We start from the raw sequence: 23,205 nt of genomic DNA, 5'->3' as shown, positions 1-23,205 counted from the left end.
GTCGGGCCTCGCCTCACGGTGGCGTCAGGCCGGCGTCAGCGAAGGCCCGCGCCGTCGCGCAGGGCGAGCTGGACGAGGCGGTCCACCAGGGCCGCGTAGTCGATCCCGGAGGCCGCCCACATCCGCGGGTACATCGACATCGGGGTGAACCCGGGCATCGTGTTGACCTCGTTGAGGACGATCTCGCCCGAGGGCGTGACGAACATGTCGACCCGCGCCAGCCCGGCGCAGTCCAACGCCTCGAACGCGGCGACCGCGGTCGCGCGGACCCGCTCGGTCAGCTCACCCGGCAGGCGCGCGGGCACGTCGAAGACGGCTCCGTCCGAGAGGTACTTCGCCTCGAAATCGTAGAAGCCGGCCGACGAGGTGATGGTGACCTCGGCCGGCACGCTCGCCTGTGGGCCGGAGCCGTCGAGGCTGTCGAGGACGCCGCACTCGATCTCGCGGCCGACGACCGCCGCCTCGACGAGTGTCTTCGGGTCGCTGGCCCGGGCTGTCTTCAGCGCCGTGTCGAGGTCGGCCCAGGCGTCCACCCGGCTGATGCCGATGCTGGAGCCGCCGCGCGCGGGCTTGACGAAGACGGGGAGCCCGAGCCGCTCGCGGTCGGGCTCCGACAGCGCCTGGCCGGGCCGCAGGACGGCGTAGGGGCCGACGGGCAGGCCGGCTGCGGCGAGCATGCTCTTCATGTGCTGCTTGTCCATGGCTGCGGCGCTGGCGAACACTCCGGAGCCCACGTAGGGCAGCCCGGCCATCTCGAGCAGGCCCTGGATCGTGCCGTCCTCGCCGAACGGCCCGTGCAGCAACGGGAAGACCACGTCAACGGGGCCCAGGTCGCGCAGCGCCGCGGACGGGTCGTGCACCACCACCGGCGCCGCGGACGGGCTCGGGGGCAGCGTGACGGCCAGGCCGGTCGACGCGTCGACGACGGGGAGATCCGTGCCCACCGGGGCGAGCGCCGGACTGTCGTCGGGCAGCACCGCCCAGCGGCCCTCGGTGTCGATGCCGACCGGGATCACGTCGTAACGGGACCGGTCGAGCGCCCGCAGCACCCCGCCGGCGGACACGCACGAGATCGAATGCTCCGTGCTACGGCCGCCGAACAGAAGGACGAGCCGAACCCTGCGCGTGGAGGCTCCCATGCCGGGACAGTAGCCGATGCCCATGGAGCCCTGGCCGAAGCCCTCCAGAGGGCCGCCCGGCCTGTCTACAGGCCGCCGCGGTGCCGCCCGGTCAGGTCGCTGTGGCGGGATCCGGGCGCCGGCCGGGTCAGCCGCGGGTGACCTTGCCCGCCTTCAGGCACGAGGTGCAGACGTTGAGCCGCTTGGGCGTACGGCCGACCATCGCCCGGACGGTCTGGATGTTGGGGTTCCAACGACGGCGGGTGCGCCGGTGGGAGTGGGAGACCGACATGCCGAAGCCCGGCCCCTTGCCGCAGACGTCRCACACCGAAGACACGAGAACACTCCGTCAATGTCAATCGCGGTCAATCGCGATGGCCGGGAACTGCCGGCCGCTCTAGCCTGTAGTCGACTGCGAGGCTACCCCAGTCGTGGCGATCGAGGTCGCCGCGGCCTGCGCCGGTGGGTGAGAGACCCGCGCCGATGGGCGGAAGAGGCGATCGGCCTGCCCGGGCGTCCGTGGCGGGGACGAGCCGGCTGTCGAGAGTGGCCGGCCCCCCGATGTCCGAGACCGGGACGAGCCGGCCACCGAGAGTGTCGGTGGTGCGGTGCAGTATCGAAGGGTGCTCGACCTTGACACCCCGCTGAAGGGCCCGCTGGGAACGCGCACCGCCGCGCTGCTCGCCGACGGCCTGGAACTCGACACCGTCGGGGATCTCCTCGACCACCTCCCGCGGCGCTACCACGAGCGCGGCGAGCTCACCGATCTCCACGAGCTCGCCGTCGGCGAGATCGCCACCGTGCAGGCCCGGGTGACGAAGGTCGTCCGGCACCAGGGCCGGCCCGGGTCGGGCGGCGGGCCCCGCCGGCGCGGCGGTGGTGGCCGCACGGAGATCACGGTCACCGACGGCCGCGGTGAGCTCTCGCTGGTGTTCTTCAACCAGCAGTGGCGGGCGAAGGAGCTCGTCCCCGGCACGACCGCGCTGTTCGCCGGCAAGGTGGCCGAGTTCCGCGGCCGGCGCCAGCTCATCCATCCCGAGGTCCATCTCCTCGACGCGCCAGACCCCGAAGACGACGCCGACGGCATCGACGGAGCCAGCGGTGCCGATGGAGCCGGCGGTGCCGATGGAGCCGGCGGTGCCGGGGGCGGCGCCGCGGCGGCGGGCGAGCCGGCCCCGGTGGCCGCCGGATTCGCCGGCTCCCTCGTCCCGATCTACCCGGCCACGGCGAAGATCACGAGCTGGACGCTGGCGCGCTGCCTGCGGCTGGTGCTCGACTCGCTCGGCGAGCTGGACGATCCACTTCCGGCGGTGCTGCGGTCCCGGCATCGCCTCGCCAGCCTGCGCAGAGCCTACGAACTGGCCCACCGCCCGACCTCGCGGGCCGACATCGCCGTCGCCCGCACCCGGCTGAAGTGGGACGAGGCGCTCGTCGTGCAGGTCGCCCTCGCCCAGCGGCGCCGGCGCGCGGAGCTGGCCGCCACGGTGTCCCGGCCGGGGTGCGCCGGCGGCCTGCTCGACGCGTTCGACGCCGCGCTGCCGTTCGCGCTGACCGACGGCCAGCGCGAGGTGGGGGAGACCATCGCGGCCGAGATGGCCAGGGCGTTCCCGATGCACCGGCTGCTGCAGGGCGAGGTCGGCTCGGGCAAGACGGTGGTCGCCGTGCGGGCCATGCTCACCGCCGTCGACTCGGGCGGCCAGGCCGTCATGCTGGCACCCACCGAGACGCTGGCGGCCCAGCATCACCGCAGCCTGCTCAAACTGCTCGGCGACCAGGCCCGGGCCGGTGAGCTCGGGGTGGACGGCCCCGCGACCAGGGTGGCGCTGCTGACCGGCTCGATGCCGGCCCGGGCCCGGCGCGAGGTGCTCGCTGCCGTCGCCGACGGCAGCGTCGGCCTCGTCGTCGGCACCCACGCGCTGCTCGGCGCGGACGTCGCCTTCGCCGACCTGGCCCTGGTCGTCGTCGACGAGCAGCACCGGTTCGGCGTGGAACAGCGCGACGAGTTGCGCTCGCGGGGCCGGCGCCCGCCGCACCTGCTCGTCATGACCGCGACGCCCATCCCGCGCACCGTGGCCATGACGGTGTTCGGTGATCTCGAGGTCTCCACGCTGAACCAGCTCCCGGCGGGGCGCTCGCCGATCTCGACCTTCGTCGTCCCCGCGGCGAAGAGTCACTTCATGGACCGGATGTGGGGCCGGGTGCGCGACGAGGTCGCCGCCGGGCACCAGGCGTACGTGGTGTGCCCCCGGGTCGGCGACGGCGAGGGCGGCGAAGGCGGCGAGGAGCCGTCCGGGCCGCCCGCGAGCGGGGCCGGCCCGCGGGAAGGGGAGCGCGTCGGCGCGACGGTCACCGAGGTGCTGCCCCGGCTCGCCACGGGCGAGCTCGCCGGCCTGCGCGTCGAGGGCCTGCACGGGCGGCTGCCCTCCCCGGTCCGGGACGAGATCATGACCCGCTTCGCCGCCGGCGAGGTGGACGTCCTGGTGGCCACCACGGTGATCGAGGTCGGCGTGGACGTCCCGAACGCCACCGTCATGATCATTATGGATGCCGACTGGTTCGGGGTGTCCCAGCTGCACCAGCTGCGCGGCCGGGTGGGGCGGGGCAGTGCGCCCGGGGTGTGCCTGCTGCACACCTCCGTCGACGGCGCCGCGCCGGCCGCCGAGCGCCTGCTGGCCGTCGCCGCGACGTCGGACGGCGCCGAGCTGGCCCGGCTCGACCTCGCCCAGCGGCGGGAGGGCGACGTCCTCGGTGCGGCCCAGTCCGGTGGGCGCCGGTCGCTGCGCCTGCTCGAGCTGCTGCGGGACGAGGACCTCATCCGCGCCGCACGCGAGGAGGCCGGGGCGCTCGTGGCGGCGGACCCCGAGCTCGAGGGCCAGCCGGCCCTGCAGCGCCGGCTCACGGCCGCGTTGGACGAGGCCAGCGCGGCCTTCCTGGAGAAGGGCTGACCTGGCGATGACGCGGATCGTGGGCGGGCACGCCGGGGGGCGGCGGCTGGTGGTGCCGCCGGGCGGCGCGACCAGGCCCACCTCCGAACGGACGAGGGAGGGCTTGTTCAACACACTCGCGACGCTGGTGGATCTCGCTGGAGCAAGGGTCGCGGACCTGTACGCGGGCTCCGGCGCGGTCGGGTTCGAGGCGTTGTCCCGCGGCGCGGTGCACGCCCTGCTCGTCGACCGGGACGCGACGGCGGTGCGCACCCTGCGCCGCAACGCGGAGGCCCTCGGCCTGGCGGGCGCCGAGGTGGTGCGCTCGGCGGTGGAACGGGTCCTGTCCGCCACCCCGGCCGAGGCCTACGACGTGGTCTTCCTCGATCCGCCCTACGCCCTGCCCGGCGCCGAGCTCGACGGCGTGCTCGGGCAGCTGGTCGGCGGCGGCTGGCTGGCCCCGGGCGCGGTCTGTGTGGTCGAGCGCGCGTACCGGAGCGGTCCCGTGACCTGGCCGGACGGCCTCATAGCACTGCGTGAGCGCAGGTACGGAGAGGGGGTCCTCTGGTACGGTAATCGATCATGAGGAGGGCAGTCTGTCCCGGATCGTTCGACCCCATCACCAACGGTCACCTCGACATCATCGTCAGAGCGAGCAAGCTCTTCGACGAGGTCGTCGTCGCCGTTCTGATCAATAAATCGAAGGCACATCTGTTCACGATCGAAGAACGGATCGACCTCATCCGGGATGCGGTGCGCAGCCATCCCGACGCACCCACCAACGTCGTAGTGGACTCGTCGCACGGCCTGCTGGTCGACTTCTGCCGGGTGCGCGGCATCCAGTCCATTGTCAAGGGCCTGCGGGCCGTCAGTGATTTCGACTACGAGCTGCAGATGGCACAGATGAACCACTCGCTGGCCGGAGTGGAGACCCTGTTCATGAGTACGAACCCGCAGTACGCGTTCCTCTCCTCGAGCCTTGTCAAGGAAGTCGCCCGCTACGGCGGCGACGTCTCCGGGCTGGTGCCGGACGTCGTCCTCAAGGGCCTGCGGGACCGCTCCGCGCCCTAGCCGCCCGAGTGTGGACCGATCGCCGGCGGCACCCTGTGGGCGCCGCCGGCGGGAGTCTGCCATCAAGTGGTCGTTGTGTTTCTGTTGTGATGGCGTGTGCGCGGCGGGGTCGTATCGTCGCGTCGCGTCGATATCGGGCTTCCGGGTCGTCCTGGCGGGTCCGTGTCGGTTAGCGGAGTGTCGCTGCCGGGTGCTCCGTCGGCCGGTCGTAACCTACCGGTCATGGATGATCTCGCTGAGCGCCTCGACCTGATCATCGCTGTGGTCGAGGGGGCGCGGGCGATGCCGCTGACGACGTCCTGCGTGCTCAACCGCGCCGAGATGCTCGAGGCGCTGGAGGACCTGCGGGCGCGGCTGCCCGAGCGGCTGGCCGACGCCGACCGGGTACTGGCGGACAGCGAGGCGATCATCGACGACGCGCACCGGCGGGCCGCCGCGATCGTGGCCGACGGCCGGCGCGAGGGCGTCCGACTGGCCTCGGGCAGCGCGGTGGTCGCCCAGGCGGAGGCCGACGCCGCGGCGATCATCGCGGCCGCCCGCCAGGCGTCGGACGACATGCGCAGCCAGATCGACTCCTACGTCGACGGCAAGCTGGCCGGGTTCGAGGAGGTCCTCGACCGCACGCTCGCCTCGGTCGCCCGGGGCCGTGAGCGGCTGGCCTCCCGTGGCGCTGTGGCGGGCGGGGCCGGCGCCCACGGCGGGGCCGGCGGTCCGGCCGGCCCGCACCAGTTCGGGGGAGTGGGGCCGGCGGCGGCCGCACCGGTGGGTTCGTGGTCGGCGGCGGTCGGCGCCGGCGGAACGGACCTCCACCCGGCGGTCTCCGGCGGCCAGGCGGGCCCGGAGGCGGCTTTCTCCGGCGCTGGCGCTCCGCACGCTGGCGCTCCGCACGCCGACGGGATGCGCGGCGGTGGGATCGATCCGGCTGGCGTCAACGCCGCCGGCGCCGGCCCGGCCGGTCTCGGTGGGCCGCTGAACGCCGCCGCCGCGCCCGGGCAGCGGATGGACCCCGACCGGCCGGAGGACGGCGAGCGGTGGGCCGGTGTACCCGCCGCGCGCGGTGGCATGACGGGCCATGTCCGGCTGACCTCCGGCGCGGGAGCACCGATCGGATAGTCTGGTGGTCCGTGCCCGGTGACGTGGGCGCGTCCTCTCGACACATCCAGGTCGTCACCCAGGTCGTTCGGCCTCCGGGCCGGGCCGGCCGGCGTCCACGCCGATCGGTTCACGGCCGGCCGGGTGGCGGCGATTCGGGAGGCTCGGGGCGGGTGCATTCCGGGTCCGTACGACCGGTGCCCGTCCCCAGGTCACTCCGACACCGACCGCGACGTGAGAACATCTGCTGTGACAGCCATGACCACACAACGAGCCCGTCGGCGCGCCCCCAGGGGGCCCTACGTCCTCGACACCCGAGAGCTCGGCCGCCGGCCGGGCTCGCTGCGGCGTGTCGAGACGACGATCATCCAGCCGTCGGATTTCGGCACCGAGCTGGTGCGCGTGCCCACCGGTGCCGCCGTCGAGCTCGACCTGCGGCTCGAGTCCGTCATGGAGGGCGTCCTCGTGAGCGGGGTGGTCACCGTCCCCCTCGTCGGCGAGTGCGGCCGCTGCCTCGACGAGGTCTCCGACTCGGCGTCCGTGGAGATCCTCGAACTGTTCTACTACCCGGAGCGGGCCGTCGAGACCGAGGACGAGGACGACACCAGCGTCCTCGTGGACGATCACGTCGATCTCGAGCCGGTGGTGCGTGACGCCGTCGTGCTCAGCCTCCCGCTGTCGCCGGTCTGCCGTCCCGACTGTGCCGGCCTGTGCGTCGACTGCGGTGGGCGGCTCGACGATCTCGGGCCGGACCATTCCCACACCCAGCAGGACCCGAGGTGGGCGGCTCTGTCCGGCCTTGCCGAGGCCCCTGCCACCACCGATAACAAGGAGAAGGACTAGTGGCAGTCCCGAAGCGGCGCACCTCGCGCAGCAACACCCGGTCCCGTCGGGCGCAGTGGAAGGCCAAGGCGCCGGCGCTGGCCAAGTGCTCGCGCGGGCACACGATCCGGCCGCACACCATGTGCCCGACCTGCGGCCGTTACAACGATCGCCAGGTGCTCGACGTCTGACCACGGTATGGCACGTGTCGCTGTCGACCTGATCGGAGYGGGCTCCCCGCCGGGCGACCTGCTCGGCGAGATCACCGCCGTCCTCGATGCCGATCCGCGGGTGACCCTGACCGTGGTGGCGCCCACGGACACGGTCGCCCCCGTGCTCGCCGAGCACGGTGTGCTCGAGGGCGGCCGCGTCCGGCTGGTGAACGCGTCACGTGGCGTGGCGCCGGGCCCCGAGGCGCTGCGTGAGGTACGTGCGCTGCGTGAAGCCGGGGTCCGCGTCGCGGCCCGTCTCGTCCGGGACGGCCACGCCGACGCGATGGTCTCCGTGGCCCCGCTCGAAGCGGTCATCGCGGCGGCCGGGTTCACGTTCGGGCTGGTGCCCGGCGCTACCCGGGCCGCCGCGGCCGCGGTCGTCGGGCCGGCCGAGTCCCCGGTGATCCTCTGCGACGCGGGCGGCTCGGTCGACGTGACCGCCGACGAGCTGGCCCAGTTCGCCCTCGCGGGCGCATGCCTGGCGCGCGTCCGGCACGGTGTCGGCGCTCCGGCGGTCGGGCTGCTGTCGGCGCGGCCAGCCCTCCTGGACCCGCTGCGCCGCTCGGCCGGTGACCTGCTCGCGTCGCTGGGCCTCGACCTCGTCGGTCCGGTAACCGCCGACAGGCTCCGGACCGGAACCGGCGTCGACGTCGTCGTCACTGACGGATACACCGGTGACGTGGTGCTCTCCGCGCTGTACCCCAGCGCGCGCCGGGCACGGCCCGAGACGGACCCGGCCTGCTGGCAGGCGAACAGTTCGGACCTTCAGGGGGGAATCATCGTGCTGGGAGTGGACGGTACGGCCGTCCGAGCGGGTGGGCCGGCCGCGACGGCCCCGGTGGGGCCGGGAGCGCTGCCGGAGGCTGTCCGCGCCGCCGTGGGCGCCGCGCGCGCCGGGCTTTCCGGGGCGGTGCGGCAGGCCATGGCGACGCTCGTCGACCGCCGCCGGGAACTGGCGGGGCTGTCCCGATGAGCCGGTCGCAGTCGGTTCCCCCGCCGCGGGACGGATTGGTCGAGGCGCTCGACGTCCACATCGACCCCGAGCTGCTCGACCGCGCGCTGACCCACCGCTCGTACGCGTACGAGAACGGCGGGCTGCCCACGAACGAGCGGCTGGAGTTCCTCGGCGACGCGGTGCTCGGTCTGATCGTCACGGCCGCGCTGTTCCGCCGGCATCCCGACCTCCCCGAGGGGCAGCTCGCCAAGCAGCGTGCCTCGGTGGTGAACATGCGGGCACTGGCCGACGTCGCGCGGCTGATCGGTACGGCGGGTATCGGGCCGTACCTGCTCCTCGGTCGCGGCGAGGAGGCGACCGGCGGGCGGGACAAGCCCAGCATCCTGGCCGACACGCTGGAGGCGGTGATCGGGGCCGTCTACCTTTCGAACAGCCTCGACGTGGCCTCCGGGTTCGTCCACCGGCTCTTCGACCCACTCCTCGACGAGGCGGCCGGGCGCGGCGCCGGGCTGGACTGGAAGACCTCGCTGCAGGAGCAGACGGCTCTGCTGGGCCTCGGCCCGCCCGACTACGCCGTCACCGAGGCCGGCCCCGATCACGCGAAGCGGTTCACCGCGTTCGCGCGGGTCGCCGGCGAGGTGCTCGGCGAGGGTGAGGGCGGTAGCAAGAAGGAGGCCGAGCAGCGCGCCGCGGCCGCCGCCTTCGCGGTGCTCGAGAAGCGCTCGGCGGTGAACGCCGAGGACGAGCTGACGGCCGGCGCGGCCGCCGATCCGGGCGATACCGCCACCGCTTCCGGCAAAGGCGCCTCCGCTCCGGGTAACGGCGCCGCGTCGGGCCGGGCGTCCGCGGTGGACGGAACGGGGCCGGCGAGCGAGGCAGACGTGGACGTGGACGTGGCGGTGAGGGCCGGCGCCGCCCAGGGCGACTCGACGCCGGCAGCGCGGGACTCCCGATGACTCTCGCCATTGGTGATGCCTGAGCTGCCCGAGGTCGAGGTCGTCCGCCGGGGCCTCGAGCGCGGGGTGGTCGGCCGCACTGTCGCCGAGGTGGAGGTCCATCACCCGCGGGCGGTCCGCCGCCATCTCGCCGGGGCCGACCACTTCGCCGCCTCGCTTGTCGGGCAGACGGTGGCCACGGCGCGCCGGCGCGGCAAGTACCTGTGGCTCGGGTTCACGCCGTCTGAACCGGCCGAGCCGTCCGAACCGGGCGGCCCGGCGGTCGGTGACGCGCTGCTCGGTCATCTCGGGATGAGCGGCCAGCTCCTCGTGGTTCCGGCGGACAGCCCGGACCAGGTACACCTGCGGGTCCGTTTCCGGTTCACCGACGAGGGCCGCGAGCTGCGCTTCGTGGACCAGCGGACGTTCGGTGGTCTTGCTGTGGTCTCGGGCGGGGCGGAGCTGCCTGCCCCGATCGCCCACATCGCGCCCGACCCGCTCTCCGTCGACTTCGACCCGGAGCGTTTCGTCGACGCGCTGCGCCGCCGGCGCACCGGCCTCAAGCGCGCCCTGCTCGACCAGACGCTGATCAGCGGCGTGGGCAACATCTACGCGGACGAGGGCCTGTGGGCCGCGCGCCTGCACTACGCCCGCCCGACCGAGACGGTGACCCGCGCCGAGGCGCTGCGGCTGCTTGACGCGGTCCGCACGGTGATGACGGCGGCGCTGGCCGCCGGCGGTACCTCCTTCGACCGGCTCTACGTCTCGACCGAGGGCGTCAGCGGGCTGTTCGAACGCTCGCTGGAGGTCTACGGACGCGGCGGCCAGGCGTGCTCCCGCTGTGCCTCGACCATCCGCCGGGACGCGTTCATGAACCGCTCGAGCTTCAGCTGCCCGGCGTGCCAGCCCCGGCCCCGTCGGGTCCGGTGATATTCTTCGAACACACGTTMGAATCGCTTCGCGTCGAATCGCTTCGCGTCGGATCGGGAGCAAGCCGGTCCAGCACAGGTCGGTCCGGCACAGGTCGGTCCGGCACGCGGCGGTCGGGCGGGAAGCAGGATCCCGCAGGTATTCGACTCAGCCTCGTCGGTGGCCGTGACCGGGGGCGCTGGCGATGACAGCCATGCCCGGTCCGGCGGGGCCTCACAGACTGTGTTCTCTTCTGGTATCCACTCCGGAGGAGGACCGTGGACGGAGGCGCCATGAACCCCGACGCTCTGCTCGGCCGCGTGCGCAAGCTGCTGGCGATGGCGGAGGCCGAGGGCCTGCCTGACGCGGCCCGGGAGAGCTACAACGCCAAGGCGGCGGAGCTCATCGCCCAGTACGGCATCGACCGGGCACTGATCGAGGACGGTTCTCCCACCGGCCCGGCCGCCGGCGACGTCGTGATGGGCATCGACGCGCCGTACGCGCGGGACAAGATCTCTCTGCTCGCCAGCGTCGCCGACCCCCTGGGCTGCCGGCTCGTGCACCGCACGGCGCCGTCTCCGGCGGGCAGCGGCGGAGCAACCCTGCACTCCGCGCATCTGTTCGGCATGGCGGTCGACATCGAGCGGGTGCAAATGATCTACACCTCGCTGCTCGTGCAGCAGGCGCACGGCCTCGCGGCGGCCCGTCCGCCGACCTGGGAGGATCCGCGAGCTTTCCGCCGGTCCTGGATGGCGGGCTTCGCCGTCGCCGTCCGGGACAGGCTCGCCCAGGCCGAGGAGGCGGCGCGCCGCAGAGCGGAGGAGAGCCGGGCGGCCGACCCGGCCGCCGCCGGGCCGGCCGCCCGGCGTTCGGTCGCGGTCGTGCTGGCCGGTCGGGAGGGCCTGGTCGAGGCACATCTCGCCCGCGTCTATCCGCGTTTGCGTACGACCCGAACGAGGCAGCTCTCCGGATCCGGCGGTCGGGACGGCTATCAGGCCGGCCAGCGGGCAGACCTCGGGGAGGGCAGGCGGGTGCCGTCGCAGCGGCGGGCGCGGCGGCAGATCAGTTGACCGGATGACGGGGCCGTGCGCAGGTCCGCCCGAGGGCTGACCTGGAGTCGGTGTGGCGCCAGGAGTCGGTGCGACCAGGACCCGGCCGCACCGACTCGTCAGATACCTACAGCTTGCCGCCGGGCAGGTTGGGCACCGCGGTCTGAGTCGGCCGCTCGCCGCGAGGCGGCGCGTAGCCCGGCCCGATCACCTCCTCGGAGGGTGCCGGGGCCGGCGTCACAGTGCGGACGCCCTCGGTGCTGGCGTGCGGAACCGGGGTGACCCCACCGTCCTGATGAAAGTCCTGACCACAACCGGAGAGGAGGAGTGCGGCACCTATCGAGCCCGCGGCGGCGGCACACGCGAGAGATCGCCGAATCGCAGATCGCCTCGGCGTGTGCACGCGGTCACCAACGGTGGTCTCGCTCGACGGCGTCCCACGTCGCGGCCCGGCCTGAACGGTGGCCTGGGCGTCCCTGTTGAGCTGCGCGCTCTCGATGCACATGGTGTCCACAATGGCTAGTACCCTACCGCCCCGATGAACGAGGTTCGCGCGACGAAGGACGCCTCCGGCGGGGACGTGGTCCGCCTCACCGCCCGGGTCGAAGGTCTTGTCCAGGGAGTCGGGTTCCGTGACTACGTGCGCACCAAGGGCCGTCGTCTCGGGCTGGTCGGCTCTGCCACCAATCTGCCCGACGGTGCCGTAGCGGTGATCGCGGAGGGTGAGCGGGGCGCCTGCGAGGCGCTGCTCGAGCTGTTGGTGACCGGTCACACCCCGGGGCACACCGAGCGGGTCGATCATGTCTGGGGCGAGCCGCGAGGCGGATTGGCTGGCTTCCTGCGGCGCTGAAGCGCGTCGGACGAAGGGCGCGAACGCGTCGATTGAACAGACGCGCAATCTGCGGCGACGCGTGTACGAACGGCGGCGAACTTCGCGGAGAAGCCTTCGGCGGCGTGAGTGCGTTTTTGCCCGGTGGGACCACGCCGTCACCGCGTCGATTGTTGATCAATGCTGTCCGCTGTCACTTCGCGCCGCCCTGCTTCCCTTGCGGCATCGCATGATCGTGGCTGGTGGCAGGCCCGAACGTGGGAGGAAGGGGATGAGGAACAAGCCACCTGTCGAACTCGCCACATGGCGGAGCGGGGGTGAACGTGCTGCAACTGGTCCCGGGTCATGTGTCCCGTCGGGTGTACGCCGGCGAGGATTTTCCGATGTTCGGCGGACCGGGCAGGGGCCTTGTGGCATGCTCTTGACTTTCGGTCGCCTGACGTGGGATTCTTAGGTCATTCTCTGGGCCGCGCTCCGATCTTTCTGGTCCCGTCGCGCCCAACATCCCGCTAGGTCACTCATCGTGGAGGACCATCACCATGGCGAAGGCCCTTTTCGGCCACGTCGGTTCCGGCAGCGACATGCGTCTCTCGTACGAGGTACGCCGTCTTCGCGCCCGAGTAGCTGAGCTCGAGTCAGAGCTTGCACGCGTCCGGGCGGTGAACGAGGCACTCGTGGACGGTGTCGACGTCCCTGCCGACGTGCGCGCGCTCGACGTGGAGCCTGCGCTCACCTGAGCCCCCGAGCCCCGACATCCGGGCACCCTGTGTGCCCCATATGCAGTGTCCAGCACGGCACGGACCCCCCTGGTCCATCAGCCGGGCAGGCTCCGTCGCGCCTGCGTGCGTCCCACTCGGGTGTGCCCTAGTGTCCCACGGGCACACCCAGGTGCGCCCGTGGGCGATCATGCCCGATTTCCATCGCTCAGGGTAGGCGTTATGTAGCCTTGAGTCTATTTGGTGTGCTCGGGTGCTGATCCACCGCTGGCTCCGCCTTTGTGGACGGGGCCCTCGTGGGCTGGCGTGCCGCCTTCGCGCACACGACAGCGGCCGTATGACTGCGGCCGCACACACGGATCGGGCTGCCGGTTCTCCGGTCGGCGCGGTCCCGCGGCGACGTGCGGGGCAGGACGACGCTCGCCGGGGCGCCGGGCGTCCCTCGGTACCATGAGCGGGACGAATGTCGGTCGATCTTCGTCCGGGTCGGTGGTCRCCGGCCCGGTAGCGGGGGTTGCCGTTCCCTCCGCCGCCCGGAGCCCGGTGCATCTCAAGAGCCTTACCCTGCGGGGTTTCAAGTCGTTCGCGAGCTCGACCACCTTGCATCTCGAGCCCGGTATCACCTGTGTCGTGGGTCCCAACGGCTCGGGCAAGAGCAACGTCGTCGACGCGATCGCCTGGGTGCTGGGTGAGCAGGGCGCCAAAGCCCTGCGCGGCGGCACCATGTCGGACGTCATCTTCGCCGGCACGCCGTCGCGCCCCGCACTGGGCCGTGCCGAGGTCCTGCTGACGATCGACAACACCGACGGCGCGCTGCCGATCGAGTACTCCGAGGTCACCGTCGGGCGGTTGATGTTCCGCAGCGGTGAGAGCGAATACACCATCAATGGCACCACCTGCCGGCTCCTGGACATCCAGGAGCTGATGAGCGATTCCGGCATCGGTCGCGAGCTGCACGTGATCGTCGGCCAGGGCCAGCTCGACGCCGTCCTGCACGCCCGGCCCGAGGACCGCCGCGCGTTCATCGAGGAGGCGGCCGGTGTCCTGAAGCACCGCAAGCGCAAGGAGAAGGCGCTCCGCAAGCTCGAGGCGATGGCCGCGAACCTCACCCGCCTCACCGACCTGTCCGCCGAGCTGCGGCGTCAGCTCGGGCCGCTCGGTCGCCAGGCGGAGATCGCGCGCAAGGCGGGCGTGATCCAGGCGGCGCTGCGCGACTCCCGGCTCCGGCTGCTCGCGGACGATCTGGCCACCGCCCGCTGCGCGATCGCCTCCGACGCCGCCGACGAGGACGCGCTGCGGCTGCGGGTCGCCCAGACGGAGAAGGCGCTGGCCGACGGGCAGCGACGGGAGGCTGAGCTCGAGGCGCGGCTTGCCGCGGTCGTCCCCCGGGCGGCGGCGGCGGCCGAGACCTGGTACGGCCTGGCCTCGATCCGGGAACGGCTGCGGGGGAGCAGGTCGCTCGCCGCCGAGCGCTCCCGCCTGTTGGGCTCGGCGGAGGAGCGCCGCGGCGGTCGCGACCCGGAGGAGCTGGAGCAGGAGGCGACGGCCGTCCGAGAGCAGGAGCTCGCGCTCACCGAGCGTCTCGAGCTGGACCGGGAGACCCTCGAGGAGGTCGTCGCCCGCCGGGGCTCGCTGGAAGAGGAGCTTGCGCGGGAGGAGAGGGCGCTTCTCGCCGCGGCGAAGGCGGCTTCGGACCGCAGGGAGGGAATCGCGCGGCTCGGCGGGCGGGTCGAGGCCGCCAGGTCCCGTGCGGGGGCCGCTGAGGCGGACATCGTGCGGATGACCGAGGCACTGGATGCCGCCCGCGCCCGGGACGCCGAGACTGCCGGGTCCCGCTCTGCGCTCGACACGGAGCTCGCGCGGATCGAGACCGCCCGCGACGAGGTCGCGCAGCGGCACAGCGAGGCCGTCGCCGTCCATGAGGCGGCGAGCGAGCGCCTGGAGGTCCTGCGCGACGCCGAGCGGGCGGCGGAGCGCGACCGTGCCTCCTGGCAGGCGCGCCGCGACGCGCTGGAGCTCTCCCTCGAGCCGGCGGACGGGGCCAGCGCCCTGCTGCGCGCGGCGGCAGGGGAGACGACACCGGCCGACGCTGGTACCGGCGCCGCCGGCGATGGCGGCAACAGCGCGGGAGAGGGGGCTGGGGGCGGTGGCCGCAAGCGCCGGCCGGGCCGTGGCGGGCGGAACGACCCGCGGCAGGCGGTTCCCGCGCAGCTTCCGCCGCTGGAGCCCTCCGTCCAGGTCATCGGCCGGCTCGCCAGCTTCGTCACCGTCGCGCCGGGTGCGCAGGCGGCGATCGCGGCGGCGCTGGGCCCCGCCGCCGACGCGCTGCTCGTCGGTACGCCCGCCGACGCGCTGGCCGCCCTGCGCTGGCTGCGTACCGCCGACGCCGGCCGAGCCGCCCTCGTCCCGGCCGACCGCGTGGACCAGCCCCACCGGGCTGATCAAACGGATGGGGTCGACCCGGCCGATCAGGCGGACGGGGCCGACCGGGCCGACGCGGGCGGTGGTTCCCCGCAGGGACGTCCCGCGGACCGGAAGCCGGACCTGCCGGCCGGCGCCGTGTACGCGTTCGACCTGGTCACGGTGGTCGACGCCCGGTACGCCCCGGCCCTGCGGGAGCTGCTCGCCGACACGGTCGTCGTCGACGACCTCGACGTCGCCGGGCGGGTGATCGAGCACAGTCCGGAGGCCAGGGTCGTCACCCGGGACGGGGACGTCGTCGGGCCCCGGTCGGCGGTCGGCGGCAGCGCCACGCCACCGTCGGTGCTCGAGATCCAGACCGCCGCGGACGAGGCCGACCGCGGCGCGACCGAGGCGTCCGCCCGCCGCGAGGCGGCCCGTGAGGAGATGGGCCCTGCGCGGGCCGAGGTCGAGCGGGCCCGCGCCGCGATCGACGCCGCGCTCGCCGAGCGCCATGCCGCCGACGCGCGCCACCGGGCCCTGTCCGAGCACCTCGCCCAGATCGAGCGGACCAGGGGCTCCGCCGCCGGGGAGATCAGCCGGCTCGAGCGGTCCAGGCTCGCCGCGGAGACGGCCCGCGACCAGGCCTACGGGGCGCTCACCGAGCTGGAGTCGCAGCTGGCGGCCAGCTCGTCCGAACCGGACGTCGGGGAGCGCTCGCCCGCGGAACGCGACCGGCTGGTCGCGGCGACCTCCGCGGTCCGCGCGGCGGAGGTCGAGGCGAGGCTGTCCGTGCGGACCAGTGAGGAGCGCGCCCGCAGCCTGCACGGTCGGGCCGACGCGCTCATGCGTTCGGCGGCCAACGAGCGGGCGGCCCGGGCCGCCGCGGCCCGGCGCCGGGAGGTCCGCGAGCGCCAGTCCGCGACCGCGGCCGCGTTGGCCGACGCGGCGGGCGTCGCGCTGGAGGCACTCGAGAGGTCGCTCGCCGCCGCCGCGACCGAGCGGGAGACGGCCGAGACGGCGCGGCGGGACACCGAGGCCGAGCTCGGCACGGTGCGTGAGCAGGTCCGCGGCCAGGCGACCGAGCTCGCCGCGCTGCGCGACGCCGCGCACCGCGACGAGCTGGCGCGGGCCGAGAAGCGCCTGCGGGTCGAGACCCTGGAGGCGAAGACCCTCGAGGAGCACGGCGTCGCGGCGGACGACCTGATCGCCGAGTTCGGCCCGGACGTCCCGGTGCCGCCCGACGAGCCGGACGGCGTGCCGACGCCGTTCGACCGGGCCGAGCAGGTGGCGCGGGCGGGCCGGGCGGAGAAGCAGCTCGCCCGGCTCGGGAAGATCAACCCGCTGGCCCTGGAGGAGTTCGCCGCGCTGCAGGAGCGCGCAGCCTTCCTCTCCACCCAGCTGGACGACCTGAAGAGCACCCGGCGTGATCTTCTGCTCGTGGTCGACGAGGTCGACGCGCGGGTCCGGGAAGTGTTCGAGACGGCGTTCGCCGACACCGCGCGTGAATTCGAGGTGGTCTTCGCCACGCTCTTCCCGGGCGGTGAGGGACGGCTTGTCCTGACCGATCCGGACGACATGCTGACCACCGGGATCGAGGTCGAGGCGCGTCCACCGGGGAAGAAGGTCAAGCGGCTGTCACTGCTCTCCGGCGGGGAGCGCTCGCTCACCGCCCTCGCGCTGCTGCTCGCGATCTTCCGGGCCCGGCCCTCGCCGTTCTACGTCCTGGACGAGGTCGAGGCGGCCCTGGACGACCGGAACCTGGGCCGCCTGCTCAACGCCGTGGAGGGGCTGCGGCAGAAGTCGCAGCTGATCATCATCACGCACCAGAAGCGCACGATGGAGATCGCTGACGCCCTCTACGGTGTGTCGATGCGCGGTGACGGCGTCACCACGGTGATCAGTCAGCGGCTGCGCCAGCGCGCCTCCGCCTGACAGCCGGTGACGGCTGGTAGTGGCCGCCGAGCCGGGGGCTGTGCCCTGTCGCCGGCCCCGCTGCGGGCCGCCGGACGGCCAAACCACACCGCGAGCCGGTAACGAGGGCGCGTGACCACTCCTCCGGGCCGCCCCGCTTGCGGTGGTCACGGGGTGGGCGAGCGATGGTTGCCCGGCGATCTGTAAGGATCGTGTCGTGGAGCTGGTCATCCTCATCGTTGTGATCGCCGTGGTCCTGGTCGGCATGGTCGGCCTCGTGGCCGGCACCGCCCTGCGCTCACGCTCCCGTCGGGGCGGGTCGCGGGACGCGGACCGGCCGGACGCGGGCGCTGCGCCGTCCGCTCGGTCGGGTGTCGCCACACCGACGATCCCGCCGACATCCCCGCAGACCGGTGCGGCCCCACCCGGCCGGTCGGGCCTGCCCGGCGAGACGGCGGACTCGCCGGCCGGGCTGGTCGGGCAGGGCGGGCCGGCCCCCGCCGGCGCGGCGGGCACGGCGGGCGCGGACAGCGTGCCGGTCACCGGGCCCGAGATCGTCGCCCCGCGGGCCCCGATCGAAGTGCCCGCGCCCGCGACGGGCCGGATGGTACGGCTGCGCGCCCGGCTCGCCCGTTCGCAGAACGCGCTCGGCCGCGGTCTGCTGGCGCTGCTGTCCGGGGACAACCTGGACGAGGAGGCGTGGGAGGACGTCGAGGCGACACTGCTCGTCGCCGACGTCGGAGTCACGGCCACGGCCGAGATGGTCGAGGCGCTGCGCGAGCGCACCAGGGTGCTCGGGGCGCGCACGGCGGCCGACGCCCGGCTGATGCTGCGCGACGAACTGCTCGCCCAGGTCGGCACGACCACCGACCGGTCGCTGCGGACGTCCGCGCCGGACCGGCCCGCCGTGGTCCTTGTCGTCGGCGTCAACGGCACCGGAAAGACCACAACCTGCGGCAAGATCGCTCGGCTGCTCGTCGCGGACGGCCGCTCGGTCGTGCTGGGCGCGGCGGACACCTTCCGCGCGGCCGCCGCCGACCAGCTGGAGACCTGGGGCGGCCGGGTCGGGGCGACGACCGTGCGCGGCGCGGAGGGGGCGGACCCGGCGTCGGTCGCCTTCGAGGCCGTCAAGCGCGGGATCGACGACGGTGCCGACACCGTGCTCGTCGACACGGCCGGGCGGCTGCACACGAAGGTCGGCCTGATGGACGAGCTGACGAAGATCAAGAGGGTCGTCGGCAAGCAGAGCCCGGTGGACGAGGTCCTCCTGGTCCTGGACTCCACCACGGGGCAGAACGCCCTCGTCCAGGCCCGGGTGTTCACCGAGGCGGTGGACATCACCGGTGTCGTGCTGACCAAGCTGGACGGCACCGCCAAGGGCGGGATCGTCATCGCTGTGCAGCGGGAGCTCGGTGTCCCGGTCAAGCTGATCGGCCTCGGCGAGGGCCCGGACGACCTGGCGCCCTTCGAGCCGGAGGCGTTCGTCGACGCGCTGCTGGGCGAGCCGGCCTGACGGCCGCGCGACCGTCAGGCCGCGCCTTTACGTGGCCTCCGCGGTGCGGCCGCGGTTCCGCGGAACCGCGGCCGCACCGCGGCGCGCCTGCTCACTGCGAGGGGGCACCGGAGGACCACAGCTCCGGCCGCTCGAGCCACTTCCGCTCGGACCTGGGTTGATCTAGTCTTTCCGCCTGTGCGGATCCATCGGGATCCGCGGACAGCCGCGCCCCAGGCCGCGACCGGGTCTTGATCGGTCGGGCATGTGAGCCTCCGGCGAGGTGTCTCGCCCTCCTCAGCGCAGAGGGCGGAGCCGGCCGGCGTCGTGCCGGGATCCGTGCGGGCACGCCTCGCCGGGCCGGGCGTCCCGTCCGCGGCGGGCCTCACGTCGTCCCGGGTCCCGGTTCCGGATCGGCGCGGGGTGCGTACGCTGGTGCCTGCGGTCCGTCTGCGATCTCGGAGTGTGTGCGCGTGTTCGACACCCTTTCCAGCCGCCTCGACAAGGTCTTCACGTCGCTGCGTGGCAGGGGGCGGCTGACCGACGCCGACATCGACGCCACCGCCCGTGAGATCAGGGTGGCGCTGCTGGAGGCCGACGTCGCGCTGCCGGTCGTCCGCGGTTTCGTCGCCGCCATCCGCGAGCGGGCCCGCGGGGCCGAGGTGAGCACCTCGCTCAACCCGGCGCAGCAGGTCATCAAGATCGTCAACGAGGAGCTCGTCGCCATTCTCGGCGGCGGCACGACCACGTTGCGCTTCGCCAAGACGCCGCCGACCGTGATCCTGCTCGCCGGCCTGCAGGGAACCGGCAAGACGACCCTCGCCGGCAAGCTCGGCCGCTGGCTGCGGGCCCAGGGGCACACGCCGCTGCTCGTCGCCGCCGACCTGCAGCGCCCGAACGCGGTGAACCAGCTCCAGGTCGTCGGCCAGCGGGCCGGGGTCGAGGTCTTCGCCCCGGAGCCCGGCAACGGTGTCGGTGACCCGGTGCGGGTCGCCCGCGACGCGCTCGCCCACGCCCGTCGCCACGTCTTCGACGTGGTGGTCGTCGACACGGCCGGCCGCCTCGGTGTCGACGAGGAGCTGATGCGCCAGGCCGCCGACATCCGCGACGCCGTCTCGCCGGACGAGATCCTCTTCGTCCTCGACGCGATGATCGGCCAGGACGCCGTCTCCACGGCCCAGGCGTTCGCCGACGGAGTCGGCTTCACCGGTGTCGTGCTGACCAAGCTTGACGGTGACGCGCGCGGTGGTGCCGCGCTGTCGGTGGCCCGGGTGACCGGGGCGCCGATCATGTTCGCCTCCACCGGCGAGACCCTCGACGACTTCGACGTCTTCCACCCCGAGCGGATGGCCTCGCGCATCCTCGGCATGGGCGACATGCTCACGCTCATCGAGCAGGCCGAGAAGGCGTTCGAGGTCGAGCAGGCCGAGGCGATGGCCGTCAAGATGGCCAACTCGGAGTTCACGCTCGAGGACTTTCTCGAGCAGATGCTCACCGTTCGCAAGATGGGCCCGATCGGCAACCTGCTCGGGATGCTGCCCGGAATGGGGCAGATCAAGGACCAGCTCGCCCAGGTTGACGACCGTGACCTCGACCGGGTCGTCGCCATCATCCGGTCCATGACGCCGGCCGAGCGGCGGGACCCGAAGATCCTCCAGGCCTCCCGCAAGGCCCGGGTGGCGCGCGGGTCCGGCGTGACCGTCACCGAGGTCAACCAACTGCTGGACCGCTTCGGTGAGGCGCGCAAGATGATGCGGCAGATGGCCGGCGGCGCCGGCCTGCCGGCGGGAATGGCACGCGCGAAGGCGGCCCAGGCCCGCAAGGCCGCCAAGAAGGGCAAGGGCGCGCGGCGCAGCGGAAACCCGGCGGCACGCGCCGCGCAGGCGCAGGACCGCCGCAACGCGCCCCAGGACGGCCCGCCGGCGCTCGGCCTCGGGGGCGACGGCCTGCAGGGCATGCCTGACCTGTCCTCGCTCATCCAGCAGGGTGGCTTCGGGGGCGGCGACACCCCGCCGCGGCGTCCCCGCCCAGGCCGCTGACCCGCGCGAACCCACCCGCCCGGCGGGGGCCCTGGCGAAGACCCGGGTGCCCCGGGCGTTGCGTCGGCAGGTGATCTGGCAGACTGTAAGGTCATACAGGCCCTGCCTGCCGGCGTCGGCGTGGCCGCTCTCAGGTGAGTTCCCTCAGGGACCTCCGTGGTGGCTGGTCGTCGGCGGTGTTCTCCCGCCATCGGGGCGTCACGGCTAGTCCGTGTGTTCCGGTGGTCATCGATATGTCTGGAGCCGTACGACCACCGTGGCAACAAAGATCAAACTTCAGCGCCTCGGCAAGATGCGCGAGCCGCACTACCGCATCGTCGTCGCCGACGCCCGCACCAAGCGGGACGGCCGGGTCATCGAGGCCATCGGGCAGTACCACCCGAAGTCCGACCCGAGCATCATCAAGGTCGACCCGGACCGCGTCGGTCACTGGCTCTCCGTCGGCGCCCAGCCGACCGAGCCCGTGCTCGCGATCCTCAAGGTGACCGGCGACTGGCAGAAGTTCAAGGGCCTGCCCGCTCCCCCGCCGATGAAGGTCGCGGCTCCCAAGCCCGACAAGCGGGAGATCTTCGCGGAGGCGGCCCGCGCCGCGGCCGCGGCGGACGACAAGCCCGCCACCACTCCGAAGAAGGCGAAGAAGTCGGCCGCGGCCGACGGTGCCGAGTCGGCGCCCGCCGAGTCCGCCGCGGGGCAGTAAGTGCTCGAAGCGGCCCTCGAGCACCTCGTCCGAGGCATCGTCGACTATCCCGACGATGTCCGGGTGGATCTGTCGAGCAACCGGCGCGGCCGGACGCTGGAGGTCCGGGTGCACCCCGACGACCTCGGCAAGGTCATCGGCCGGCGCGGCCGGACGGCTCGGGCGTTGCGCACCGTGATGGGCGGTGTGGGCGGTCGCGGTCTGCGGATCGACGTCGTCGACGTGGACCGGTAGCCGTGTGCGCTCATCGTCTCCGTGCCCATCGCCTTCATGGGCACGTGGCCGCGTCCCATGGGTGAGCCTGTCGTCGTCGGGCGGGTCGGCCGTCCGCACGGCATTCGTGGCGACGTGACCGTCGACGTCCGCACCGACCTGCCGGAGCGCCGTTTCGCGCCGGGGGCCCGCCTGGTTCGCCAGGTGGCCGATGGGCCGGCCTCGCGGCCGGCCGCGGGCGCCGCCGGCCCGGCTGATGCCGCAGGTACAGCTGATGCCGCGAGCGCCGCGGGTGCGGCGGACGCCGCGGGTGCGGCGGACGCCGCGGGTGCGGCTGATGCCGTCGGCACGGCGGCTGGTCCTGGCTCGGCGGGCGATTCCGGCGCCGCCCGGGCCGCCGGGCCGCCGGGCGCGACGGTGCTGTCCGTCGTGGCGTCCCGGTGGCATTCCGGCCGTCTGCTGGTCCGCTTCGACGGGGTCACGGACCGTGACGCCGCCGAGGCGCTGCGGGGCAGCTTCCTCACCATCGACTCCGACGAGTGCGGCCCGGCGGTCGACCCCGACGACGAGGACGACGACGGCGAGCTGTGGTGGGATCGCGACCTGGTCGGCCTGCACGCGCGCACGCCTGCCGGGGACGTCCTCGGTGAGGTCGTCGACGTCATCCATTCCCCGGGCGGGGAGATCCTCGCGATCGGCCGTCCCGAGGGCGGGGAGTACCTGGTGCCGTTCGTCCGGGAGATCGTGCCCACCGTCGACCCAGCGGCGGGGCACATCGTGGTGGACCCGCCTCCCGGCCTGCTCGACCTCGACTGATTCGGCGCTCCGCCCGGCCGGCGCTCCCGGCTCCGTCACCGCCCCGTTTCGAGGCGCCGCCCACCGGGTGCGGCCCACCTCCCTCTGACGAAGGCAGCGGATGCGCATCGACGTCGTGACGATCTTCCCGGACTATCTGCGCCCGTTGGAGCTGGCCCTGGTGGGCCGCGCCGCGTCCCGGGACCTCGTCGACATCCAGACCCACGACCTGCGCGCGTGGACGCACGACGTCCACCGCACCGTCGATGATTCCCCGTACGGCGGGGGGCCGGGCATGGTCATGCGCCCGGAGCCGTGGGACGCGGCGCTGCGCGACATCGTGGCCCGTGATCCGTCGCGTCGTCCCCGAGTCGTGGTGCCCACCCCGGCCGGTGTTCCGTTCACCCAGAGCTACGCCGCCGAGCTGGCGGAACAGGACTGGCTGATCTTCTGCTGCGGCCGCTACGAGGGCATCGACGGCCGGGTGGTGGACGCCTGGGCCGACGACGAGATCTCGATCGGCGACTACGTGCTCGCCGGCGGCGAGGTCGCCACACTCGTCATGGTCGAGGCGGTGACGCGGCTGCTTCCCGGCGTCGTCGGCAACGCGGAGTCGATCATCGATGACTCCTTCGCCCACGGGCTGCTCGAGGGGCCGGTCTACACCAGGCCCCCGGTGTGGGAGGGCCGCGCGGTGCCCGAGATCCTCCGCTCCGGCGACCACGCGGCGATCGCCCGGTGGCGGCGGGAGGAGGCGCTGCGCCGGACCCGCCGAAGGCGCCCGGAGCTGCTCGACCGGATCGAGCTGTCGGACGCCGACCGCGCGGTGGTGGCGAGCACCATCGTGGCCGCCCATGGCGGCGGGGACGACCCCCCTGTAACGGGTGTCGAGGACGCGGTGACGGCCGCCGGGGCCGCGGGGGTTGTCGAGGACGCGGTGACGGTTGCCGAGAGAGGCACGATCGGTGACGGGCCGGCTCCGTCGGGTTGTGCGTCGAGCCACTGTTCCTGAGCTTCCTGAGT

General features: G+C 73.5%; 21 protein-coding genes. 19 read left to right on the top strand and 2 right to left on the bottom strand.

The window, feature by feature from the left end; translation table 11 throughout:
• Positions 1 to 35: 35 nt before the first annotated feature.
• On the bottom strand, positions 36 to 1,139 hold the full coding sequence (locus BBK14_RS08005) for a D-alanine--D-alanine ligase family protein (RefSeq protein ID WP_071060720.1): 1,104 nt from the start codon (positions 1,137 to 1,139) through the stop codon (positions 36 to 38).
• Positions 1,140 to 1,266: 127 nt separating this feature from the next.
• A complete protein-coding gene (rpmB, locus tag BBK14_RS08000; RefSeq protein WP_006545176.1) occupies positions 1,267 to 1,455 on the bottom strand; it encodes a 50S ribosomal protein L28 in 189 nt (62 codons plus the stop codon).
• A 286-nt stretch (positions 1,456 to 1,741) separates the two neighbouring features.
• Between rpmB and BBK14_RS07995 the strand changes: the two genes are divergently transcribed.
• The 19 genes from BBK14_RS07995 to trmD all read left to right on the top strand — a co-directional run bounded on the left by BBK14_RS07995 (position 1,742) and on the right by trmD (position 23,194).
• Complete coding sequence (locus tag BBK14_RS07995) at positions 1,742 to 4,063, top strand: ATP-dependent DNA helicase RecG (protein WP_071060625.1); 2,322 nt, start codon at positions 1,742 to 1,744, stop codon at positions 4,061 to 4,063.
• Positions 4,064 to 4,070: 7 nt separating this feature from the next.
• Positions 4,071 to 4,628 (top strand): 16S rRNA (guanine(966)-N(2))-methyltransferase RsmD, encoded by a 558-nt coding sequence (rsmD, locus tag BBK14_RS07990; protein ID WP_071060623.1) that lies wholly within the window; start codon positions 4,071 to 4,073, stop codon positions 4,626 to 4,628.
• A complete protein-coding gene (gene coaD / locus BBK14_RS07985) occupies positions 4,625 to 5,113 on the top strand; it encodes a pantetheine-phosphate adenylyltransferase (RefSeq protein ID WP_020458767.1) in 489 nt (162 codons plus the stop codon). The genes rsmD and coaD overlap by 4 nt, the downstream gene beginning before the upstream one ends.
• Before the next feature lie 222 nt (positions 5,114 to 5,335).
• Positions 5,336 to 6,226, top strand: coding sequence for a hypothetical protein (locus tag BBK14_RS07980; RefSeq protein ID WP_071060621.1), 891 nt, complete (start codon positions 5,336 to 5,338; stop codon positions 6,224 to 6,226).
• Positions 6,227 to 6,463: 237 nt separating this feature from the next.
• Complete coding sequence (locus BBK14_RS07975) at positions 6,464 to 7,048, top strand: YceD family protein (protein ID WP_020458769.1); 585 nt, start codon at positions 6,464 to 6,466, stop codon at positions 7,046 to 7,048.
• Positions 7,048 to 7,218 (top strand): 50S ribosomal protein L32, encoded by a 171-nt coding sequence (gene rpmF / locus BBK14_RS07970; protein WP_020458770.1) that lies wholly within the window; start codon positions 7,048 to 7,050, stop codon positions 7,216 to 7,218. Before BBK14_RS07975 ends, rpmF begins: the two co-directional genes overlap by 1 nt.
• Before the next feature lie 7 nt (positions 7,219 to 7,225).
• Entirely contained in the window at positions 7,226 to 8,212 is a 987-nt protein-coding gene (locus BBK14_RS07965; RefSeq protein WP_071060619.1) for a phosphate acetyl/acyltransferase, read from the top strand.
• On the top strand, positions 8,209 to 9,150 hold the full coding sequence (rnc, locus tag BBK14_RS07960) for a ribonuclease III (protein ID WP_071060617.1): 942 nt from the start codon (positions 8,209 to 8,211) through the stop codon (positions 9,148 to 9,150). Before BBK14_RS07965 ends, rnc begins: the two co-directional genes overlap by 4 nt.
• 15 nt (positions 9,151 to 9,165) lie before the next feature.
• A complete protein-coding gene (mutM, locus tag BBK14_RS07955; protein ID WP_071060718.1) occupies positions 9,166 to 10,059 on the top strand; it encodes a bifunctional DNA-formamidopyrimidine glycosylase/DNA-(apurinic or apyrimidinic site) lyase in 894 nt (297 codons plus the stop codon).
• Between the two features lie 272 nt (positions 10,060 to 10,331).
• On the top strand, positions 10,332 to 11,108 hold the full coding sequence (locus BBK14_RS07950) for a DUF2786 domain-containing protein (protein WP_071060716.1): 777 nt from the start codon (positions 10,332 to 10,334) through the stop codon (positions 11,106 to 11,108).
• Positions 11,109 to 11,625: 517 nt separating this feature from the next.
• On the top strand, positions 11,626 to 11,937 hold the full coding sequence (locus BBK14_RS07940) for an acylphosphatase (protein ID WP_071060615.1): 312 nt from the start codon (positions 11,626 to 11,628) through the stop codon (positions 11,935 to 11,937).
• A gap of 518 nt (positions 11,938 to 12,455) precedes the next feature.
• Complete coding sequence (locus BBK14_RS07935) at positions 12,456 to 12,653, top strand: hypothetical protein (RefSeq protein ID WP_018504552.1); 198 nt, start codon at positions 12,456 to 12,458, stop codon at positions 12,651 to 12,653.
• Positions 12,654 to 13,175: 522 nt separating this feature from the next.
• Entirely contained in the window at positions 13,176 to 16,967 is a 3,792-nt protein-coding gene (locus BBK14_RS07930) for a chromosome segregation SMC family protein (RefSeq protein ID WP_071060613.1), read from the top strand.
• Between the two features lie 196 nt (positions 16,968 to 17,163).
• The gene (ftsY, locus tag BBK14_RS07925; RefSeq protein ID WP_071060611.1) at positions 17,164 to 18,459 is read left to right on the top strand and encodes a signal recognition particle-docking protein FtsY; all 1,296 of its coding nucleotides are present in this window, start codon (positions 17,164 to 17,166) and stop codon (positions 18,457 to 18,459) included.
• A 452-nt stretch (positions 18,460 to 18,911) separates the two neighbouring features.
• Positions 18,912 to 20,477 carry a signal recognition particle protein gene (ffh, locus tag BBK14_RS07920; protein ID WP_071060714.1) on the top strand — a complete coding sequence of 522 codons (1,566 nt, stop codon included), beginning with the start codon at positions 18,912 to 18,914 and terminating at the stop codon, positions 20,475 to 20,477.
• A 256-nt stretch (positions 20,478 to 20,733) separates the two neighbouring features.
• Complete coding sequence (gene rpsP, locus BBK14_RS07915; protein ID WP_026240110.1) at positions 20,734 to 21,174, top strand: 30S ribosomal protein S16; 441 nt, start codon at positions 20,734 to 20,736, stop codon at positions 21,172 to 21,174.
• Positions 21,175 to 21,408, top strand: a complete 234-nt coding sequence (locus BBK14_RS07910; RefSeq protein ID WP_006544182.1) for an RNA-binding protein — start codon at positions 21,175 to 21,177, stop codon at positions 21,406 to 21,408.
• Between the two features lie 57 nt (positions 21,409 to 21,465).
• A complete protein-coding gene (gene rimM, locus BBK14_RS07905) occupies positions 21,466 to 22,203 on the top strand; it encodes a ribosome maturation factor RimM (RefSeq protein ID WP_241831287.1) in 738 nt (245 codons plus the stop codon).
• 100 nt (positions 22,204 to 22,303) lie between these two features.
• Positions 22,304 to 23,194 (top strand): tRNA (guanosine(37)-N1)-methyltransferase TrmD, encoded by an 891-nt coding sequence (gene trmD / locus BBK14_RS07900; RefSeq protein ID WP_071060609.1) that lies wholly within the window; start codon positions 22,304 to 22,306, stop codon positions 23,192 to 23,194.
• Positions 23,195 to 23,205: the final 11 nt, after the last annotated feature.

Origin of the sequence: Parafrankia soli (assembly GCF_001854695.1) — a bacterium.
GTDB classification, from domain to species: domain Bacteria; phylum Actinomycetota; class Actinomycetes; order Frankiales; family Frankiaceae; genus Parafrankia; species Parafrankia soli.
The sequence above is the reverse complement of the archived record's forward strand: the minus strand, read 5'-3'. Positions and strand labels throughout refer to the sequence as shown.

Bases quoted from the DNA above. Each gene is read 5' to 3' on its own strand.
- BBK14_RS08005 (WP_071060720.1), bottom strand. From the start codon at position 1,139: ATGGGAGCCTCCACGCGCAGGGTTCGGCTCGTCCTTCTGTTCGGCGGC.
- rsmD (WP_071060623.1), top strand. From the start codon at position 4,071: ATGACGCGGATCGTGGGCGGGCACGCCGGGGGGCGGCGGCTGGTGGTG.
- coaD (WP_020458767.1), top strand. From the start codon at position 4,625: ATGAGGAGGGCAGTCTGTCCCGGATCGTTCGACCCCATCACCAACGGT.
- BBK14_RS07980 (WP_071060621.1), top strand. From the start codon at position 5,336: ATGGATGATCTCGCTGAGCGCCTCGACCTGATCATCGCTGTGGTCGAG.
- BBK14_RS07975 (WP_020458769.1), top strand. From the start codon at position 6,464: ATGACCACACAACGAGCCCGTCGGCGCGCCCCCAGGGGGCCCTACGTC.
- rnc (WP_071060617.1), top strand. From the start codon at position 8,209: ATGAGCCGGTCGCAGTCGGTTCCCCCGCCGCGGGACGGATTGGTCGAG.
- mutM (WP_071060718.1), top strand. From the start codon at position 9,166: ATGCCTGAGCTGCCCGAGGTCGAGGTCGTCCGCCGGGGCCTCGAGCGC.
- BBK14_RS07950 (WP_071060716.1), top strand. From the start codon at position 10,332: ATGAACCCCGACGCTCTGCTCGGCCGCGTGCGCAAGCTGCTGGCGATG.
- BBK14_RS07940 (WP_071060615.1), top strand. From the start codon at position 11,626: ATGAACGAGGTTCGCGCGACGAAGGACGCCTCCGGCGGGGACGTGGTC.
- BBK14_RS07935 (WP_018504552.1), top strand. From the start codon at position 12,456: ATGGCGAAGGCCCTTTTCGGCCACGTCGGTTCCGGCAGCGACATGCGT.
- rimM (WP_241831287.1), top strand. From the start codon at position 21,466: ATGGGTGAGCCTGTCGTCGTCGGGCGGGTCGGCCGTCCGCACGGCATT.
- trmD (WP_071060609.1), top strand. From the start codon at position 22,304: ATGCGCATCGACGTCGTGACGATCTTCCCGGACTATCTGCGCCCGTTG.